19 protein-coding genes are annotated in these 19,403 nt (G+C 66.7%); 15 read left to right on the forward strand and 4 right to left on the reverse strand.

All coding sequences use genetic code 11. The features are described from left to right. Window positions 1-173: 173 nt before the first annotated feature. Window positions 174-2,270: a caprolactamase subunit alpha gene (capA, locus tag VJ673_RS05615; RefSeq protein WP_324125063.1), complete on the forward strand. Its 2,097-nt coding sequence runs from the start codon at window positions 174-176 to the stop codon at window positions 2,268-2,270. A gap of 18 nt (window positions 2,271-2,288) precedes the next feature. On the opposite strand, the gene VJ673_RS05620 is transcribed toward capA, so the two are convergent. After that, complete coding sequence (locus VJ673_RS05620; protein ID WP_324125064.1) at window positions 2,289-3,197, reverse strand: MerR family transcriptional regulator; 909 nt, start codon at window positions 3,195-3,197, stop codon at window positions 2,289-2,291. Window positions 3,198-3,309: 112 nt separating this feature from the next. Between VJ673_RS05620 and VJ673_RS05625 the strand changes: the two genes are divergently transcribed. The 9 genes from VJ673_RS05625 to VJ673_RS05665 all read left to right on the forward strand — a co-directional run bounded on the left by VJ673_RS05625 (window position 3,310) and on the right by VJ673_RS05665 (window position 11,414). Further along, entirely contained in the window at window positions 3,310-4,617 is a 1,308-nt protein-coding gene (locus VJ673_RS05625) for an NAD(P)/FAD-dependent oxidoreductase (protein WP_324125065.1), read from the forward strand. Between the two features lie 8 nt (window positions 4,618-4,625). After that, a complete protein-coding gene (locus tag VJ673_RS05630; RefSeq protein WP_324125067.1) occupies window positions 4,626-5,399 on the forward strand; it encodes a DUF1365 domain-containing protein in 774 nt (257 codons plus the stop codon). Continuing rightward, window positions 5,396-6,580 carry a cyclopropane-fatty-acyl-phospholipid synthase family protein gene (locus VJ673_RS05635; protein WP_324125068.1) on the forward strand — a complete coding sequence of 395 codons (1,185 nt, stop codon included), beginning with the start codon at window positions 5,396-5,398 and terminating at the stop codon, window positions 6,578-6,580. The genes VJ673_RS05630 and VJ673_RS05635 overlap by 4 nt, the downstream gene beginning before the upstream one ends. After that, window positions 6,549-7,079, forward strand: a complete 531-nt coding sequence (locus VJ673_RS05640; protein WP_324125069.1) for a chalcone isomerase family protein — start codon at window positions 6,549-6,551, stop codon at window positions 7,077-7,079. Before VJ673_RS05635 ends, VJ673_RS05640 begins: the two co-directional genes overlap by 32 nt. Further along, entirely contained in the window at window positions 7,076-8,293 is a 1,218-nt protein-coding gene (locus tag VJ673_RS05645; RefSeq protein ID WP_324125070.1) for an MFS transporter, read from the forward strand. Before VJ673_RS05640 ends, VJ673_RS05645 begins: the two co-directional genes overlap by 4 nt. Beyond that, window positions 8,290-8,823, forward strand: a complete 534-nt coding sequence (locus tag VJ673_RS05650; RefSeq protein WP_324125071.1) for a DUF3833 domain-containing protein — start codon at window positions 8,290-8,292, stop codon at window positions 8,821-8,823. Before VJ673_RS05645 ends, VJ673_RS05650 begins: the two co-directional genes overlap by 4 nt. Continuing rightward, window positions 8,820-9,575 carry an SDR family NAD(P)-dependent oxidoreductase gene (locus VJ673_RS05655; RefSeq protein WP_324125072.1) on the forward strand — a complete coding sequence of 252 codons (756 nt, stop codon included), beginning with the start codon at window positions 8,820-8,822 and terminating at the stop codon, window positions 9,573-9,575. Before VJ673_RS05650 ends, VJ673_RS05655 begins: the two co-directional genes overlap by 4 nt. Before the next feature lies 1 nt (window position 9,576). Then, window positions 9,577-9,999: a nuclear transport factor 2 family protein gene (locus VJ673_RS05660; protein ID WP_324125073.1), complete on the forward strand. Its 423-nt coding sequence runs from the start codon at window positions 9,577-9,579 to the stop codon at window positions 9,997-9,999. Window positions 10,000-10,073: 74 nt separating this feature from the next. Next, the gene (locus tag VJ673_RS05665) at window positions 10,074-11,414 is read left to right on the forward strand and encodes a sensor domain-containing protein (RefSeq protein ID WP_324125075.1); all 1,341 of its coding nucleotides are present in this window, start codon (window positions 10,074-10,076) and stop codon (window positions 11,412-11,414) included. Between the two features lie 18 nt (window positions 11,415-11,432). On the opposite strand, the gene VJ673_RS05670 is transcribed toward VJ673_RS05665, so the two are convergent. Next, on the reverse strand, window positions 11,433-11,570 hold the full coding sequence (locus tag VJ673_RS05670; protein WP_324125076.1) for a hypothetical protein: 138 nt from the start codon (window positions 11,568-11,570) through the stop codon (window positions 11,433-11,435). A 189-nt stretch (window positions 11,571-11,759) separates the two neighbouring features. Here VJ673_RS05670 and tmpT point away from each other — a divergent pair, with 189 nt between their 5' ends. Continuing rightward, window positions 11,760-12,401 carry a thiopurine S-methyltransferase gene (gene tmpT, locus VJ673_RS05675; protein WP_324125077.1) on the forward strand — a complete coding sequence of 214 codons (642 nt, stop codon included), beginning with the start codon at window positions 11,760-11,762 and terminating at the stop codon, window positions 12,399-12,401. 52 nt (window positions 12,402-12,453) lie between these two features. Continuing rightward, entirely contained in the window at window positions 12,454-13,014 is a 561-nt protein-coding gene (locus VJ673_RS05680) for a YgjV family protein (protein WP_324125079.1), read from the forward strand. On the opposite strand, the gene VJ673_RS05685 is transcribed toward VJ673_RS05680, so the two are convergent. Next, window positions 13,011-14,405, reverse strand: a complete 1,395-nt coding sequence (locus VJ673_RS05685; protein WP_324125080.1) for an aminotransferase-like domain-containing protein — start codon at window positions 14,403-14,405, stop codon at window positions 13,011-13,013. The two genes, VJ673_RS05680 and VJ673_RS05685, sit on opposite strands and share 4 nt — an antisense overlap. Further along, a complete protein-coding gene (locus tag VJ673_RS05690; RefSeq protein WP_324125081.1) occupies window positions 14,405-16,117 on the reverse strand; it encodes a zeta toxin family protein in 1,713 nt (570 codons plus the stop codon). The genes VJ673_RS05685 and VJ673_RS05690 overlap by 1 nt, the downstream gene beginning before the upstream one ends. 245 nt (window positions 16,118-16,362) lie before the next feature. On the opposite strand from VJ673_RS05690, the gene gabT reads away from it, so the two are divergent. From gabT to VJ673_RS05705, 3 genes are read left to right on the forward strand one after another with little or no spacing between them, the layout of a single operon-like run. After that, window positions 16,363-17,658: a 4-aminobutyrate--2-oxoglutarate transaminase gene (gene gabT, locus VJ673_RS05695; protein WP_324125082.1), complete on the forward strand. Its 1,296-nt coding sequence runs from the start codon at window positions 16,363-16,365 to the stop codon at window positions 17,656-17,658. 10 nt (window positions 17,659-17,668) lie between these two features. Next, window positions 17,669-17,875, forward strand: coding sequence for a hypothetical protein (locus VJ673_RS05700; protein ID WP_324125083.1), 207 nt, complete (start codon window positions 17,669-17,671; stop codon window positions 17,873-17,875). An 8-nt stretch (window positions 17,876-17,883) separates the two neighbouring features. Next, on the forward strand, window positions 17,884-19,314 hold the full coding sequence (locus VJ673_RS05705) for an aldehyde dehydrogenase family protein (protein WP_324125084.1): 1,431 nt from the start codon (window positions 17,884-17,886) through the stop codon (window positions 19,312-19,314). The last annotated feature ends 89 nt before the right edge of the window (window positions 19,315-19,403 follow it).

A 19,403-nucleotide genomic window follows, 5' to 3' on the forward strand; every position in this document is an offset into this window, starting at 1 on the left:
CCCGGCCTGGACGACCCGGAGCCGCTGTGCAACGAGGCCAACGTGCGGGGAATCCTGATGGCGCCGGTCGCGGGCTTCTGCACCGGCGCGAACGGTTCGCCGTGGGTCCGCTTCAACGTCGCCTACTGCGACAGCGAGCGGCTTTTTGAATACCTGTCGATGATGAGTGCGCAATGAGTTCCGCAGACCCCGTGACCTACCGTCTGGGCATCGATACCGGCGGGACGTTCACCGACTTCGTGCTCGCCGACAACGGCGGGCGCACCTGGCTGTTCAAGGTCGAATCGACCCCCGAGGACCCGAAGCGGGCGCTCACGGCCGGCTTCGGTCAGATTGAAGAGGCGCTGGGACTCGACGCCCGCGCGCTGATCGACGCGACCGAGCTGTGCGTGAACGGTACGACCATCGCGCTCAACGCGCTGATCCAGCACTCGGGCGCCAAGGTCGGATTGCTGACGACGGCGGGCCACGAGGATTCGCTCGAGATCCGGCTCGGCCAGAAGGAGGAGGGTTACCGCTACAACCCGAACTATCCGCCGGCGCGGATGCTCGTCGAGCGCTACCTGCGTCGTCCCGTGCGTGAGCGGATCGTGTCCGACGGCTCCGTGCTGACGTCGTTGAACGAAAACGACGTCGCCGAGGCCTGCGCCTTCTTCCGCGAGCAGGGCGTCGAGGCGGTCGCGATCTCCTTCGTCTGGTCCTGTGTGAACACCGCCCACGAGCAGCGCGCAGCGGAGATCGTCCGCGAACTGCTGCCCGGCGTCTACGTGTCGATTGGCTCCGACGTGCTGCCGCAGATCCGCGAGTACACGCGCACCTCGACGGCCGTGCTCAACGCCTACCTGGGACCGTCGGTCGCGCAATATGTGCGTGAGCTGGAAGGCTTTTTCGCCGAATACGACGGCGCCTCGCGCCTGCGCTACTTCCAGTCGAATGGCGGCATGGCCTCGCCCGCCGAATTCACACGCCGGGCCGTGTATGCAGTCAATTCCGGTCCGGCGGCGGCGCCGCGCGCCGGCACTTTCGTCGCGCGTCCGCTCGGCGTCGACGACATCATCACCGTCGACATGGGCGGCACCTCCTTCGACGTCACGCTGTGCCACGCGGGCCGCGCGAACATCGCGAAGAACGTCGATTTCCTGCGCTACCGGCTCGGCATCCCGGTGATCCAGGTCGAGATGCTCGGCGCAGGTGGCGGCTCGATCGCGGCGGTCGATCGCTACGGCATGCTCTCGGTGGGGCCGCAGAGCGCCGGCGTGAATCCCGGGCCGGCGTGCTACCAGCGCGGCGGAGAACGGCCGACCGTGACCGACGCCAACGTCGTGCTCGGCTACCTCAACCCCGAGGCGCTGCTCGGCGGGCGTCTGCCGATCGATGCCGGCGCCGCACGCGCGGCATTGGCACGTCACATCGCGGAGCCGCTGGGGATCTCGGTCGAGAAAGCCGCTTACGGGGTCGTGCGCGTCGTCAATACCAACATGGTGGCGGGCATTCGCCGCGTCTCGGTCGAACGCGGCTACGACCCGCGCGATTTTTCCCTCGTCGCGGCCGGCGGCGCCACCGGCGCGCACATCACCGCACTGGCGTCCGAGATCGGCATCCGCCAGGTGCTCGTGCCCAAGCTCGCGTCGGGATTGTGCGCGTTCGGGCAAGTCCTCTCCGACGTCAAATACAGCTACATGGCCGCCTGCCCCGGCCGCCTCGACGAGCACACCGACTTCCTGCGGCTCGAATGGCTCTTCCAGGACATCGAGGCCGAAGGGCTGCGCGTGCTGCGGGACGAGGGCTTCGCGGACGACAGGATCCGCATCGAGCGTTCGCTCGACATGCGCTACGTCGGACAGATCCAGGAATGCACGGTGCCGGCGGGCAAGGGGCGCATGCTGCCCGAGTCGGCCGCACTGCTGCGGCAGCGTTTCGACGAGATCCACCAGCGTCTCTTCACCTTCTGCGAGCCGGACAGCCCGGTCGAGATCGTCAATATCGAGAGCACGGTCTATGGCATGTTCCCGGATTTCCCCGCCTGCGGGCACGACGATGTCGACGCCGCGGCAGACCCGGTCAAGAGCTGGCGCAAGGTGTATCTCGGTCAGGGCGACGACATCGTGCCGAGCGAGGTGCCGGTCTATGACGGCGAGCGGATCCGCTGCGGCGTCGCTATCCATGGCCCGGCGCTGATCGAGGAGCCAACGACGACGATCCTGCTCGAAGCCGGCTGGCGGGCAGTGTTGGAGCCTAGCGGCGTCTATCGGCTGACCGACTGCCGCTAGCCTCTGCCGTCCTCGGCTTCAGGGGTGGGCTTTCCGCCACGCGGCGGTCGCTTCGGCAGCGTCCGCCAGCAGGGGAAGGTAATCCACGCCTTCGAGCGGCGTCGCCCGCTTGATCCCTTCTCCGCCTGCCCAGAGTGCGACGTGGCCGGGCAGCAGCTGCCGCAGATGTCGCAGCAGTCCGCTGATCTGCCTTTGCGGGAAGGCGATCGAGAAGGACAGGGCGATGACGTCGATGCGATGCGCTTCAGCCGCATGGACGATTTCGAGCACGGGCATCTGGGTGCCTTGCGGGACACATTCGGCCCCTTCGAGGGCGAGCAGGGACTCGACCATCAGCAGACCGAGCTCGTGCTGTTCTTCGGGCACGCTGGTCAATATCACGCGCGGGCGCGGGCGCGAGCCGGCCGGAAGAGCCCCAATTGCTTGGCGCAACAGGCGCGTCGTCAGTTCTGTAAACAGATGTTCTTCGAAGACCTCGATGCGCCCGTCTTCCCAGGCCTTGCCGACCTCATGAGTCAAGGGCGCAAGCGTGTCCTGGACAAAACGCTGCAGTCCTTGCCGTCCAAGCCGCTGCTGCATCGCCAGCAGGTATCCGACCGAATCGTGCCGGCGGATCAGTTCGAGCAACTCGTCGAGCTTCTCGTCCACCGCCGCTGAGGACGATTCGCGCGGGGCAGGGGCCCGGCGCGCCAGCGCGGCCAGCTCCTCGCTTGCCAGTCCCATCAGTTTGCCCGGCCGATGCCCTTGATCCATCAGGCGTTTGACCAGACGCAGCCGCTCGACCTGATCGTGCGGATACAGCCGTTCGCCGTTCGCGTCGCGTTCGGGCGTCGGGAAACCGTAGCGCCGCTCCCACATGCGGAGTACGTCCTTCGAGAGGCCGGTGTCACGTTCGACGGCGGCGATGTTAAACGGGGGTAGGTTCATTTGTCCTGAACAAAAGTTGGACGAAACGTTGACAAACCAAATCTGCATCCCTATCTTACGAACCAACGGCGAGTTTGTCTAGGACAAACGGTCGAACAAAAGGGAGGGCAGCATGGGCAGAGAGCGCGTCGCGGTGGTGGGTGCCGGCATATCCGGGCTAGCGACAGCATGGTTGCTGCGGTATCGATACAACGTGACCCTGTTCGAGGCGGGCAGCTATCTGGGTGGTCACACGAACACCGTCGACGTGAGTCTGGAAGGGCGCACGCATCCGGTCGACACCGGCTTCCTCGTGTTCAACGACCGGACTTACCCGAACCTCGTTGCGCTCTTCATGCTGCTCGGCGTCGAGAGTACGGAGTCCGAAATGTCCTTCTCCGTGAGTCTCGAGGAGCCTCGACTCGAATGGGCGGGAAGCAATCTCGCGACCGTCTTCGGCCAGAAGCGCAATCTCTTCCGTCGCCCGTTCTGGGCCATGCTGTCGGACATCCTGCGCTTCAACCGCGAAAGCGCCGCCTGGCTGACGACGCACCCGGACGAGCAGCGCAGCCTGCGGGACTTTCTCGAAGAGGGGCGATATTCGCGTTCCTTCTCCGACTGGTACTTGCTCCCGATGGCGGCCGCGATCTGGTCGTGTCCGACCGGGCAGATGCTCGACATGCCGCTCGCCACCTTCGTCCGCTTCTGCCAGAACCACGGCCTGCTGCAGATTTTCGACCGGCCGAAATGGCGCACGGTGAGTGGGGGCGGCCGCGAATACGTGACGCGCATCGCGGAGGCTCTCGATGACGTGCGGCTCGCTTGCCCTGTCGCCTCGGTCAGCCGGGACGGCGATTGGCTCAGGGTCGGTCACGCGCTCGGCAGCGAATGCTTTAACCACGTCGTCATGGCCTGCCACGGCGATCAGGCGAAGACGATCCTCGGTTCCACGGCGAGTGAGGGGCAGCGGGAGGTGCTGGCCGCAATCCGCTATCAGCACAACCGCGCGGTGCTGCACACCGACCCGGCGCTACTGCCGCGGGAGCGCAGGCTGTGGTCGGCGTGGAACTACTTTGCCGGGGCCGGTCGGGCGGACGGGCAGCCGGTCGGCGTGTCCTATCTGATCAACAGGCTTCAGCCGCTGCCCTTCAAAGCGCCCGTCGTCGTCACACTGAACCCCGTGCGCGAGCCCGACCACGCAAAAGTCATCGCGCAGTTCGATTACGCGCATCCGATCTTCGACGGCCCGGCGATCGCCGCGCAGCAGCGGCTCGACGCGGTGCAGGGCGAGGGGGGGATCTGGCTGGCGGGCGCGTGGGGCCGCTACGGGTTTCACGAGGACGGGCTCGTGTCGGCAGTGAACGTCGCCAATCGGCTCGGCGTCAGGGCGCCCTGGCAAGGCAGTGCCGCGCACCCGCAGCGCGCGGTCGCGGTCGCGTGAGAGCGCCCATGGGCTTCCGTCCGCAGCTCTTCTTCGGCCAAGTGATGCACCGCAGGCTGCGGCCGCGGATCAACGACTTCGTCTATCCGGTTTTCTATGTGCAGTTGCCGCTGCGTGACCTCGCGTCGGCCAACTGTGGCGTGTTTTCCGTCGATCGGCCCAACCTGCTGAGCTTTCGTAGCGAGGATCACGGCCCGCGCGACGGCAGCCCGCTGTTGCCCTGGATTCGCGGCCTGCTGCGCGAGCGCGGCCTGCCCGACGACGGAGAAGTGGTGTTGCAGACCTTTCCCCGCGTGCTCGGCTACGTCTTCAATCCGGTGAGCTTCTGGTACTGCCACGCCCGCGACCAGCGGCTGGTCGCGATCCTGGTCGAGGTCAACAACACCTTCGGCGGCACCTACGGCTACGTGCTGCACCGCCACGGCAAAACGCTCGCCGAGGGCGAAGCGCTGCACGCCGAGAAGGTCTTCCACGTTTCGCCCTTCAACGAGGTGCAGGGCGGCTACCGCTTCCGCTTCCAGCTCGAACGTCGCGTGCAGGTAGCCCGCATCGATTACGACGATGCCGAAGGCGAACTGCTGCGCACCTCGATTTCCGGTTCGCCCCGCCCGTGGACTCGCAGCGCTCTGCTCTCCGCCCTGCTGCGCATGCCGTTCATGACCCTGGGCGTGATGGTCCGTATTCACTGGCAGGCCCTCAGGCTTTGGCTCAAGGGTGTGCCCTTCCACGGCGCGCATGCCGTCGCGCCTGCCGCCGAACCTCTCGGGAAATCGACCAAATGAATACTGCGACGATCCTCTGCGGCACCGCGCCGGGCTCGCGAGACGTTCCTGTCCTCTTCACCTTGCTCGACGGCCTTCGCGGCGGACGGCTCGACGTACGTCTGCCGGACGGATCGAGCGCGCTCTTCGGCGATGGCGAGCACGTCGCCGTGCTGCAAGTTCATGACGAAGCCCTGTTCGGACGGGTGCTGGCGCGAGGCGACATCGGCTTCGCCGAGGCCTACCTCGATGGGTTATGGGATTCGCCCGACCTGACGGCCGTGCTGACCCTGCTCGCCGCGAACCGCGAAGTGCTGAAGAGGGCGATCTACGGCTCCTGGCGCCCGCTGCTCGCTGCCCGCATCCGTCACTGGTTGAACCGCAACAGCCGCAACGGCAGCCGTCGCAACATCATGGCGCACTACGATCTCGGCAACGATTTCTATCGTCTGTGGCTGGATCCGACGATGAGCTATTCGTCCGCGCTGTATGGCGGCGCGGGCGAGCTCTCGCTCGATGCCGCGCAGCGCGCGAAGTACGAGCGCATCCTCGAACGCCTCGGCGCCGGGTCCGGCCAGCACGTGCTCGAGATCGGCTGCGGTTGGGGAGGTTTCGTCGAACGGGCCGTCGCACGGGGACTGCGCGTCACCGGCCTGACCTTGTCGCCGGCTCAGCTCGCCTGGGCGCAGCAGCGCGTGCCGGGTGCGGAGCTGCGCCTGCAGGATTATCGCGACCTGCAGGAGCGCTTCGACCATGTCGTGTCGATCGAGATGTTCGAAGCCGTCGGCGAACGCTGGTGGCCGAGTTATTTTCGGACCGTCGCGCGGTCCCTGAAGCCCGGTGGAAAGGCCGTGATCCAGAGCATCACGATCCGCGACGACCTGTTCGCCGCCTACCGCAAAGGGACCGACTTCATCCAGCAGTACATCTTTCCCGGCGGCATGCTTCCGTCGCGCAGCGCCTTCCGCAAGGCAGCCGCGAGGGCAGGGCTCGTCGTGCGGGACGAGCACGCCTTCGGCCTCGACTACGCGCGCACGCTCGCCGAATGGCGCCAGACTTTCGAAGCGCGCTGGCCGGACATCCGGCCACTCGGTTTCGACGAGGATTTCCGCCGCCTGTGGCGCCTGTATCTCAGCTACTGCGAAGCCGGCTTCCGCGCCGGAAGCGTCGATGTCGTGCAGTTCGAACTCGCGCATGCATGAGCGGCGGCGCGTGCTGCTGGCGCTCCTTGCGATGCCGCTGGCGGCGCTCGCCAGCCCTGAGCCGATGCCCGGACTTCGGCGCTGGGGCAGTGGAACGTTCCGGCGCCTGGGCCTGCTGATCTACGAGGCCACGCTGTGGGCGGGTGACGACCCGCTGCAGCCGCCGCTCGCGTTGCGCCTCGATTACCACCGCAGCATTCGCGGCGCCGTTATCGTCGAAGCCAGCGTCAAGGAGATGAAGAAGCTCGGCAGCGACGAGGCCGAACTCGGACGCTGGGCCGCGCAGATGAGGGCCTTGTTTCCCGATGTCGTTGCCGGCGATTCGATCACCGGCCTTTACCACCCCGACGGGGCCGTCTTCCTGCATAACGGGCGAGGCATCGGTGAGATCGCGGACACCGCATTTGCCCGGCGCTTCTTCGGCATCTGGCTCGATGCCGGCACGAGCGCACCGGAGCTGCGGGCGGCCTTGCTGGGGCGATCGGGAGACGGCCGATGAGCTCTCCCGTCCTCACCTATGGCCTGCTCGGGCTGCCGCTCGCCTTTGCCGCGCTGCCGGTCTATGTGCACGTCCCGAGGCTGTATGCGGACAGCGCCGGCATGGACCTCACGCTGCTCGGCGTGATCCTGCTCGGCGCCCGCCTCGCCGACGCGGCGCTCGATCCCTGGCTCGGCGGTCTCGCCGATCGCCTGCCCAAACGCCGAATGCTCGTCGTCGCGCTCGTGCCGCTGGCGATCGGTTTCGTCGCTCTGATGAATCCCGCAGTCTCTCACCCGACCGCGTGGCTGCTCGCATCGCTGACCCTGACCTACCTCGGCTTCTCCGCGGCGACGGTCGCCTATCAAGCCTGGGGCGCGGACGTCGCGCCCGACTCCGCCGCACGCACGCGGCTCACCGCTGCCCGCGAAGGTTTCGGGCTCGCGGGCGTGGTACTCGCCGCTGCGCTGCCCTCGATGATCGCGTCAGACTCCGCCGAAGGCGTCGCCCGGCTCGCGTGGGCCTTGCCACCGCTCCTCCTCATGTCGGCCGCCGTCACGCTGACGGTGGGCGAGGGGGCGCGGCTGCGCCATGCGCCGCGCGAACCCGCGGCAAGCCCCTATCGCGTGCTTGCCGACCCCGCCTTCTCCCGCCTGCTGACGATCTTCTTCGCCAACGGCATCGCGTCTGCAGTGCCGGCGACCCTCTTTCTCTTCTTCGTCGCCGACGTGCTGCATGCCGAGGAACTCGCCGGTCCGCTGCTCGCGCTCTATTTCGTGGCAGGCGCGGTATCCCTGCCACTGTGGGTTCGTCTCGCAGCCGCCCATGGCCGCCCGGCGGCCTGGCTCCTCGCGATGGCACTCGCCGTCCTCGCCTTCGCCGGATGCATTTTTCTCGGGTCCGGCGACGTCGCCCCCTTTGCCGTCATCTGCGCCGCCTCCGGCCTCGCGCTCGGGGCCGATCTGGCGCTGCCCGCGGCCATCGCCGCCGACCTCGGGGAACGACAGGGGCAGGCGGGCGCCTGCTTCGGCCTGTGGAACTTCGTCGCGAAGCTCAACCTCGCGCTCGCGGCCGGACTGGCCCTGCCGCTGCTCGGCTGGCTCGGTTATGCCCCGGGCGATTCTGCGGGCCTTGCAGCGCTGAGCTTCACCTATGCGCTGCTGCCGCTCGTGCTCAAGGCGCTCGCCGCAATGCTCCTGTGGCGCTGGCGTGGTTTTCTGGAGATCTGCTCATGAAACGACTCGGTGCTGCGCTGCTGCCCTTTTGCCTGACAGCCTGCATGTCGACGGACGTCGACCGCTACCGGGCCGAACGGCCCGAACTCGACCTCAGGGACTACCTTAACGGGACGCTCGACGCGTGGGGAATGTTCCAGGGCCGCTCCGGCGAAGTGACGAAACGCTTTCACGTCCTCATCGAAGCCCGCTGGAGCGGCGATACCGGCGTGCTCGACGAGCAATTCAGCTGGTCCGACGGAACAAGCTCGCGCCGCGAGTGGACCCTGATCCGTCAGCCCGACGGAAGTTTCCGCGGGCGCGCCGACGACGTGATCGGGGAGGCCGTGGGCGAAGTCGCCGGCAACGCCCTGCGCTGGCGCTACGTACTGGCGCTGCCCGTCGACGACAAGGTCTACCACGTCGATTTCGACGACTGGATGTTCCTGATGGATGACCGGGTGATGCTGAACCGGTCCTACATGTCGAAGTGGGGTTTCCGGCTCGGGGAGGTCTCGCTGACCTTCGTCAAAAGGCCGCCGCAGCCGTGAATCCCCCAATCTCGGACTGGCGCGGCAAGCGCGTCTGGCTCGTGGGGGCGTCGACCGGCATCGGTGCCGCCACGGCTCGCGAACTGCATCGCCTCGGTGCCCGTCTTGCCCTTTCGGCGCGCAGTGCCGACGGCCTTGGCCGGCTCGGACTTGACGACGTACTCCTCGCTCCCTGCAATGCCACCGATCCGGCGAGCCTGGCCCGCGCACGCGACGCGATCCTGGACGCGTTAGGCGGCGTCGATCTCGTCGTCTATCTCGCCGGGGATTACGTTCCGATGTCCGTCGAGCAATTCGACCTCGCCATTGCCGAGCGCGTCATCGAGGTCAACTTTCAGGGCGCGCTGCGCCTGACGGCGACCGTACTCGCGGACCTTCCGCCCGGCGGGGGCATCGCCTTCGTTGCGAGCGTCGCCGGCTATCGCGGATTGCCGAAAGCGCTGTGCTACGGCCCCGGCAAGGCGGCGCTGATCCATTTCGCCGAATGTCTGCATCTCGATCTCGCACCCAAGGGCATCGGAGTCTGGGTCGTGAATCCCGGCTTTGTCGCAACCCGCCTGACGGCAAAGAACGACTTCGCGATGCCGGCGCTGCACGCGCCCGACGAGGCGGCCATCGCCCTGCTCGAAGGTTTCGCCGACGGCCGTTTCGAAATCCATTTCCCGAGACGCTTCACCCGATTGATGAAACTCCTCGCGCTGCTGCCGTACCGATGGTACTTCCCGCTCGTGCGGCGCTTGACCGGAGGCTGAGATGGCCCTCGACGCCCTGATCCAGTTCTACGAAGAGCTGACGGCCGAAAATCTCGTCCGGCTGCCCGAGTTCTACGCCGAAGCCGCCTACTTCAAGGACCCGTTCAATGAAGTCGTCGGCGCGGCGGCGATCCAGCACATCTTCGCCGACATGTTCCGGCGGGTTTCCCAGCCGCGCTTTGTCATCATGGAACCGCTCGGCGACGGGCGAGGGGCGATGTTGGTCTGGGAGTTCCACTTCCGGGCCCGACTCGGCGCGAGAAACAGCCCGCAACTCATTCGCGGCGTGTCCTATCTCCGATTCGACGCCGAGGGCAGGGTGCGCTATCACCGCGACTACTGGGACCCATCCGAAGAGCTTTACATGAAGCTGCCCGGGCTTGGTATCCTTATCCGCGGCCTGAGAAAGCTGCTTCGCGCCTGATCATCCGGCCAAATGTCACGGAATCCGCATCGCGATTCCATCGCATTGAAACGCAATGGTAGTAACCTTTCGGGATGGCCACGGAAACGCGGGACGGCTGCTTGCCGGACTTCCTCGACCTGCTCCTCGATACCGTGCTCCTCGTCGACGCCGAGGGGCGCATCGTCTATGCGAACGCCGCGTGCGAGCGCATGTTCGGCTATTCGCCGCAGGAGTTGGCGGGGCGTAGCTTGTTCGACTATGTCGTGCCGGAAGACCGCGAGAGGACCCGCGAAGAGGCCGCGCGCGTGATTGCGGGCGATCAACGGATCGGATTCGAGAACCGCTACCTGCGCAAGGACGGCCGTCGCGTGCACGTCATGTGGTCTGCCCGCTGGTCCGAGAAGGACCGGTTGCGGATCGGCGTCGCGCGCGACGTCACCGAGCTGAGACAGGCGGAGGCCGTCCAGCATGCAACCTACGCGATCTCCGAAGCTGCGCACGAGGCCGCGGATCTGGACGTCCTGCTGCGCGAAATCCACCGCATTCTTGCCACGCTGGTCCCGGTGGCGGGCTTGGCCCTCGCGACCTGTGACCGGCGCACGAAGAAACTCAGCTTCACATATCAGATGGACAAGCACGGGAATTCGCCGGTCCTCGACGTCCCGGTCGCCTGTCATTTCTGCGATCAGGTCATGTGCGGCGGAGTTTCCGGGGCGACGCGGGACGCGGCGCTCGCGGCCCTGTCCGGCACCGAAATGTCCGCGGCCGGGAGCGGGTGCACGCTCGCGCTGCCGCTGGTGGCGCAGCAGGAAACGATCGGCGTGCTGGTGCTGAAGAGCGAGCCCGGCACCCATTATTCGGAGCGGGACAAGGAGCTGCTGCATTTCGTCTCCGAACAGGTCGCGATCGCCATCGACCGCGCACAGCTCAAGGCCGAACTGCTGCGCGCCGCACGGCACGACGAACTGACCGGCCTGCCGAACCGGCGTCTCTTCCAGGAGCGCATCCTGTCTGCCCTCGCACGCAGCGCCCGCAACCAGCGGGGGATGGCGGTGCTGTATATCGACGTGGACGACTTCAAGCAGGTCAATGACTCGTTGGGGCACGCCGTAGGGGACCAGTTGCTGCAGGAAGTCGCACGGCGGCTGCAATTCTGCGTGCGCGAAACCGATACCGTCGCGCGGCTCGGCGGCGACGAATTCGTCCTGCTGCTGGAAGACCTGCATAGCCCTGTGGATGCCGAGGCTGTCGCAGACAAGGTCAGGGATGTGATGAGCCCGCCGATGGATCTCGGCGGGCGCGTGCTGCGTGCTGCGGCGAGCGTCGGAATGGCGCTCTATCCCGAGCACGGACTCGACATCGAACAGCTTCTGAGCCACGCCGACGGCGCGATGTACTCGGACAAGCGAAGCAAGGCCGGGACGCCCACGTAAGCGTCGTAGGGCGCCAGGTCAGCACAAGTGCGTCGCGGCTCCGCTCGCGGCGAGGCTGAGCGGGATCGAGACAAAGGCGGAGGTGGAGACGACCAGGACGGTGCCGACGATGACGGCAACGAGTTGCTTGAAGAATACGGTTTCGCGGAGTTTCATGACGTTTCATCCTTTGGTTAGGTCGGCGAGGTCTGGGACTCGTGCCGCGCCCGCGGCTTGCGGGCTATGACTGCACTTTGCGCCGCAGAGCCTGAACACGTCGTGAACAAGCCCGTCTCACCTGCGAGAGCGTCGGCCGACCGGGATTGACCATCGTGGCTGTCGCGGAATTCACAAAGGATATTGCAGATGGACCCAAGCTTCTGGCATGCGAAATGGGAAAAGAACGAGATCGGGTTTCACCAGAATGAAATCAATCCGTTTCTCGTCAAGTACTTCGGAGACCTTTCGGTCGCTGCCGGTAGCCGGGTCTTCGTCCCCTTGTGCGGAAAGACGCGTGATATCGCCTGGCTGCTTTCGCAAGGCTGCCGCGTCGCGGGCGCCGAGCTGAGCCGGGTCGCGATCGAGCAATTGTTTGCCGAACTCGGCGTCGAGCCGCAGATCTCGCGGGTCGGCCGCCTCGAACGCTTCGCGACCGAAGACATCGACGTCTACGTCGGAGACATCTTCGACCTGATCGCGAAGGATCTCAGACCGGTGGACGCCGTGTATGACCGGGCCGCACTCGTGGCCTTGCCGCAAGACATGCGCCACCGCTACTCCCGCCATCTGACCGACATCACGGACGGCGTGCCGCAACTGCTCATCACGTACGAATACGATCAGACCGCGCAGGCGGGCCCGCCGTTTTCGGTGAGCACGCAGGAAGTGCGCCACCATTATGCGGATCGATCCGATTCGACCCTCCTTGAAACCGTCGATGTGCCCGGCGGCCTGCGGGGGAAGTGTCCGGCACAGGAGCACGTTTTCCTGATCGGCAAGGCCGCGTGAGCTGCGCTTCGGCCCGTGTCATTGCCCGCATGCGGATCTGCGGGCAGCGGTGGTGAGCGCGACCGGGTCGGACCCTTTTTCGCTGGCACAACTGCTCGGGTATGCCGCCTTCGTGGTCGGCATCACGGCCTTCTGGCAGCGGGACGACAGGCGACTGCGTTATTTCGTCGTGGCGCTGAGCCTCACCTACGTCGTGCATTTCAGCCTGCTCGGCAACCCTGCCGCGGCGGCCGGCGCGGGCATCTCAGCGGTCCGATCATGGCTTTCGATCTTCACGCGCTCGCCGTGGGTCGCCGCAGCCGTCGTCGCCGCCAACATCGGTTTCGGCGCGGCAGTCGTGACGCACTGGCAACAACTGCTTCCACTCGCCGGGTCGGTGGTCGGCACGCTCGCGATGTTCTTCCTTGACGGCATCGCCTTGCGGGTGACGCTGCTCTTCGGCACCAGTCTCTGGCTCACGAACAACATCCTGTCCGGCTCGATCGGCGGCGCGGCGCTGGAGACGGTGATCGGCCTGACCAATGCCGTGACGATTGTCAGGATGACGATTGCGCGGCGACGCATGCAGACGGCGGGTGAGCCGCCGCAGCCGGGCGGGCGGGTTTCGGGCTAGGCTGAGGCCAGAAACTCGTAGAGCCGCGGATCGCCGCAGAACGCGGCATTGAAGCGCATCCACGGTAGCGGGCCGACTTCCTGTGAGAAGAGATGCCCCGGCGCGAGCAGGATGCCGTGCTCGGCTGCCGCGGCGCTGAGTCGACCGGCATCGGCGTACGCCGAATGGCGTGCCCACACGAACATGCCCGCCGGCGGATGCAGCAGCACTTCGAGGCCCGCGTCCTCCAGCCGGTGACAGGTCTGCGCGAGCGCTTCGCCGAGTCGCTGGCGCAGTCCCTTGAGGTGCTTGCGATAGCGGCCTTCGGTGAGGATTTCCTGCGTCAGGCGCTCGGTGAGTTCGGACGACGAGAGGCCCATCCCCATCTTGATCGCGGTGAGTTCCTCGATCAGCGGCACGTCGCCGACGATGAAGCCGACGCGCAGGCTGGGCGAGATGCTTTTTGAGAAGCTGCCGACGTAGATCACGCGCCGCAGCTGGTCGAGGCTCGCGAGGCTGCGTCGCTGCAGGGTGTCGAGTTCGATCGAGACATCGTCCTCGATGATCGTGAGGTCGTGCCGGTCAGCGAGCTGCAGCACGCGGTGCGCGGTCGCGGGCGAGTAGGAGGCGCCGGTCGGGTTCTGCAGCCGAGGGTTCGTGAAGAAGGTGCGCGGCTTGTGCACGGACAGCAGGGCTTCGAGCTGGCCGAGGTCCGGGCCTTGCGATCCCCAGGGCACGCCGACGATGCGCGCGCCGCAGGCCGAGAGATGCGAACTGAGCACGCTGTAGCCGGGATCGTCGACGAGCACGATGTCGCCGGGCCGCACGAGGCAGCGGGTGACGAGCGCGAGCGCGTGGTTCGCGCCGCCGGTCAGCAGCACCGATTCCGGTCCAGCGCAGATCTCATGTTCGCCGAGCCAGTCGCTGATCGTCCAGCGCAGTGCTTCCAGTCCCTTCGGCAGGCCGTAGCTCGTGAAATTGCCGTCGGGGCGATTGGCGAGTTGACGCAGGTTGCGGCGGATCGCTTCCTCGTCGAGCCAGCTCTCGGGCAGCCAGCCGCAGCCGGCCTTGATGCTCGCCGGTTCGCCTTCCCAGATCCGCCGCACGAGCCAGCGGGCGTCGAAGTCGATGCTGCGTGCCGGCGTGGCCACATCCCGCGGATCCTGCCGGTCGCGAATCCCGCTGCGGACGAAGAAGCCGGTGTTCTGGCGCGCAACGAGGACGCCTTCGGCGACGAGCCGATCGTAGGCCTCGACGACGGTCGAGGGGCTGATGCCGTGCTGGCGTGCGAACTGCCGGATCGACGGGACTTTCATGCCCTGCGCGAGTTTGCGCTGGGCGACGAGCTGCTTCAGGCCGCTGGTGATCTGGGTGACGAGGGCGACGTCGGACTCGTGGTCGAGGTTCAGCATCAGGCGCTCGTGTCGAGCTTCGGCGCGATTTCGCGGAGGATCGCGGCGAAGTAGGGGTTGATCGTGAGCCGATCGAGCACCTTGCCGTCGAGCAGGCGCGGCGTGCCCTGGCGGAATTCGAGATAGCGCACACCGTTGGGGCCGTCGCGGAAGGTCACGAGCGGGATGCGGCGCAGGCAGTTGCGCAGGAAGGCGCTGTCGCGCGTGATGTCGATGCGGTAGCCGTCGGGATACACCTCGGCGCGGCTCCGCGCGTGGATGTTGATGTGTTCGTAGCGGCCGATGTCGACGAGCCGGCTCGCGTCATAGATCGTCATCTCGCGGCGGTTGCCGAAAGCGATCGGGGTCGGGAAGGTGCCCTTCGGCACGAGGTTGTCGAGGAAGTAGTAGCGGTAGTCGATGGGCTGGTGCGCGAGCCACTTGAAGAGCATGCGTGGCATGCCGCTGTAGGCCTCGACGCAGTGCCCGAGGAAGTCTTCCACCGCCTTGTAGCGACCGCGCTCCAGCGCGCGCTGCCAGCCACGCTCGACCGTTTCCTCGGGCGGCGTGACGATGAAGTACATGTGGATCGTCGACACGTAGCGCGTATAGGTCTCGTGCAGGACGCGGGCAATCTGCTTGCTCGAGAAGCTGTCGAAGCGGAAGCGGTCGACGAGCAGATGCGGAATTGCCTGCGCCTGCCGCGCCTTGTCGCTGATGTGGCGATCGAGCTTGCCGTCGATGACCATCACTTCGCGGCTCGTGAGCTGGCCGGCGTATTTGCGTGCCGGCCCGAGCGACTCGTAGTCGAGCAGCAGCCGGCGCCAGACGTCCGGGCTGATCGTCGCGTAGCCGTCGCTTTCGATGCCGCTTTCGCGCATCACGCGCTTGATCATCGGACGGATCGAGCTCTTGCCCGCGGCCGAGGCGCCCTTCAGGCTGATCAGCACGGGCGTCGCGCGGTTGAGCACGCGCGTATAGCCTTGTTGCTCGATCGCGGCGTCGATCATCGGTGCGATCGTGCGGCCGATCAGTCGGCTGCCGTAGGTGTTGCAGACGTGCTGGGTCACGAGGCGGCCGAGCATTTCCAGATCGCCGCCGAGCGTGGTGCGCGTCGTCGCGATCGTGCCGAGCACGCGGTAGAGGCTCTTGAATACGGCACGTTCGAGCGGATCGCTGGCGGCAAGGCCCGTCGCCTTGAAGCGGGCGATGACGCGGTGCTCTCGCTCGGCCGCGGTTTCGGCGCGCACCGATGGCGGTGGCGCTTTGCGGAACAGGCGGCCGATTAAGGAGCGCGGCTGGGGCGGTTCCGGAACATGTCCGAGCGCTGCGGTGAGCAGGGAGCGTACGCGCTCGCCGGCGTCGCGCTGCAAGTCGGTGTACACACGCTTGATCACGTCCGCGTTGGGCGTGATGTGATCGGCGAGGATCTGATGAGCGATGGCGCGGAAGTTCTGGCCGAAGTTCTCCTCGGACGCGCCTTCCTCGACCGCGATATCGGCCGTGATGCGCACGATCAGCTCATGCAGCGCAAGGCGCTCCGGGCGCAAGTCCGCGAGTTCCTCCGGCGGCAGCCCGGTCATTGCGCCGAGCTCGTCGAGGAGTTGCGGCGACGAAAAGGCACACTCCGGGCGGCAGATCGTTTCGAGGGCCCGGAACTCACGCGGAATCCGCGTTTCCACGCCGGGATTCCAGGCGGTGCAGCCAGAGGCGTCGTGGAGCGTGTCGGACATGGTGTCTGGGATCGGTCGTTGGGGGACGTGCAGCGCTCGCTGGACGCTGCGCGATGTGATCGTACTGGGCATTTTGTGCTGCGTCACGCGATTCTCGAATCGCTCATCGGAAACGCCTGTGCTGCGACTGTATTGGTTTGACGAGCCATACAGGAACGCCGAAATCTGGGGGCTTTGTGTCTGGCTGTACTGGAGTCAGGCCCGTACAGTCACCTCACCGACGCACACCCCGAGGATGACCGATCATGACCAGCCCAGCCCTTACGAATGCCTCCCTGATGAACCGCCGTGCAGCCGTCGTACCGCGCGGCATCGGCAACGCACACCCCGTGTTCACCGATCACGCCGAGAACGCCGAGCTCTGGGACGTCGAGGGCAAGCGCTACATCGATTTCTGCGCCGGCATCGCGGTCGTCAACACCGGCCACAATCATCCGGAGATCGTCGGCGCGGTGTCGCGCCAGCTGGAGAAGTTCTCGCACACCTGCTTCCAGGTCGCGGCCTACGAGTGCTACGTCGCACTGGCCGAGCGCCTCGCGCAGCTCGCCCCCGGCAGCGCCCCGAAGAAGGCGATGTTCATGACGACCGGCGCCGAGGCGAACGAGAACGCGGTCAAGATCGCGCGCGCCTACACGGGACGCGCCGGCATCATCGCGTTCAACGGTGCCTTCCACGGCCGCACGATGTTCGCGCTGGCGATGACCGGCAAGGTCGTACCCTACAAGACCGGCTTCGGCCCGCTGCCGGCGGACGTGTATCACGCGCCCTATCCCTCGGCCTATCACGGCGTGAGCGTCGACGACGCGATCGAGGGCATCGAGAAACTGTTCAAGAACGACGTCGATCCGCAGCGCATCGGCGCGATCTTCGTCGAACCTGTGCAGGGCGAGGGCGGCTACGTGCCGGGCACCGCGGAATTCTTCCAGCGCCTGCGCGCACTGTGCGACACGCATGGCATCCTGCTCGTCGCGGACGAGATCCAGACCGGTATCGGCCGTACCGGCAAGCTCTTCGCGATGGAGCACTTCGGCGTCACTCCCGACCTCATCACGCTCGCGAAGGGCCTGGGCGGCGGCATGCCGATCTCGGCGGTCGTCGGCCGTGCGGACATCATGGACGCGATCCCGCCGGGCGGGCTTGGCAGCACCTACGCTGGCCATCCGCTCGCCTGCGCGTCGGCGTTGGCCGTGCTCGACGTGATCGAGAAGGAAGGGCTGTGCCAGCGCAGCATCGCGATCGGCGAGTCGCTGCGCGCGAGCTTCCGCGACATGGCGGGATCGCTGAAGTGCATCGGCGACGTGCGCGGGCTGGGTGCGATGACCGCGATCGAACTCGTCGATCCCGTGACCGGCGCGCCCTCGGCGGACCTCGCCAACAAGCTCAAGGCCGAAGCCTTCAACCGCGGCCTGCTGCTGCTCACCTGCGGCAGCTACGGCAACGTGATCCGCGTGATGGTACCGCTGACGATCCCCGACAGCGTGCTGCGCGAAGGTGTCGCGATCATCGAAACGGTGCTGCACGACCTGATGGCGAAGGGCTGAGGACAGGGACATGGACAAGCGTTCGAATGCCGCGGGCGCCAAGCCCGTACGCCAATCCACGTTCGGGCTCGGTGCGCTGACCCAAGGCGCCGTCGCGGCGATCGGCGACGTGCCGGTCGGCATCCAGGCGCGGGCGATCGTGCCGTCGATCCCGGCCGCCGCACCGAATGCCGATGCGCGTGATGTCGGTCTGCTCGTGCAGCGCTGCCGGACCTGAGGACGATCATGAAGCAGCTATTCATCGCAGGGGCCTGGCGCGACGGCGTGAGCGTGCGCGCCAACATCAATCCGTCGGACGCGAGCGACATCGTCGGCCACTACGCACAGGCCGACCGCGGTCTCGCCGAGGAGGCGATCGCTGCGGCGCGTGCGGCCTTCCCGGCGTGGTCGCGTTCGACGCCGCAGGTGCGCGCCGACGCGCTTGACCGCATCGGCAGCGAGATCCTCGCCCGCAAGGACGAGCTGGGTGCGCTGCTGTCGCGCGAAGAGGGCAAGACGCTGCCCGAAGGGATCGGTGAGGCGGCGCGCGCCGGACAGATCTTCAAGTTCTTCGCCGGCGAGGCGTTGCGCTGCGGCGGCGAGCGGCTGCCGTCGGTGCGGCCGGGGCTGGACGTCGAGATCACGCGCGAGGCGCTCGGAGTCGTCGGCATCATCACGCCGTGGAACTTCCCGATCGCGATCCCCGCGTGGAAGATCGCGCCGGCGCTGGCCCACGGCAACTGCGTCGTGTTCAAGCCGGCCGACCTGGTGCCCGGTTCCGCGTGGGCGCTCGCCGAGATCATCAGCCGGTCGGGGCTCCCCGCCGACGTGTTCAATCTGGTCACGGGGCCGGGCAGTCAGGTCGGTCAGGCGCTGCTGGACAGTCCGGACGTCGACGGCATCACCTTCACCGGCTCGACGGCGACCGGCCGTCGCGTGATGGACGCCACCTCGCGGCGCTTTGCACGGATGCAGCTCGAGATGGGCGGCAAAAATCCGCTCGTCGTGCTCGACGACGCCGATCTCGCGCAGGCGGTGTTCTGCGCGATCCAGGGCGCCTACTACTCGACCGGCCAGCGCTGCACCGCGAGCAGCCGCTTCATCGTCGAGAAGGGCATCTATCCGGCTTTCGTGAAGGCGGTCAGCGATGGGCTCGCGGCACTGAAGGTCGATGACGCGCTGAAAGCCGGCACGGACATCGGCCCTGTCGTCGACGCTTCTCAGCTCGCACAGGATCTCGATTACATCGGCATCGGCCGTGCGGAAGGCGCGCGTCTCGCCTTCGGCGGCGAACGTTTGACGCGCGGGAAAACGGGTCACTACCTGTCGCCTGCGTTCTTCGTCGACGCGGATCCGACGATGCGCATCGCGCGCGAGGAAATCTTCGGGCCGGTCGCCTGCGCGATTCCTGCCGCCGACTACGAGCACGCGCTCGCGCTCGCGAACGACACCGAGTACGGCCTCTCGGCGGGCATCTGCACGAGCTCGCTGAAGCATGCGTCACACTTCAAGCGCAACGTCGAAGCCGGCATGGTGATGGTGAACGTGCCGACCGCGGGCGTCGATTATCACGTGCCCTTCGGCGGGCGCAAGGCGTCGAGCTTCGGTCCGCGCGAGCAGGGCCGTTATGCCGAGGACTTCTTCACGATCGTGAAGACGGCGTACACCGGCGCTTGACGCCAGCTCTCCCGCTCCGGCAAACAGTCGTAACCCCCTTCCTCCCAATCGTTGCCGGAGCTTCGCCGGCCCGGGCCGATCCAGTGGCC

Origin of the sequence: Aromatoleum sp. (genome assembly GCF_035254505.1) — a bacterium.
In the GTDB taxonomy this organism is placed as follows: Bacteria; Pseudomonadota; Gammaproteobacteria; order Burkholderiales; family Rhodocyclaceae; genus Aromatoleum.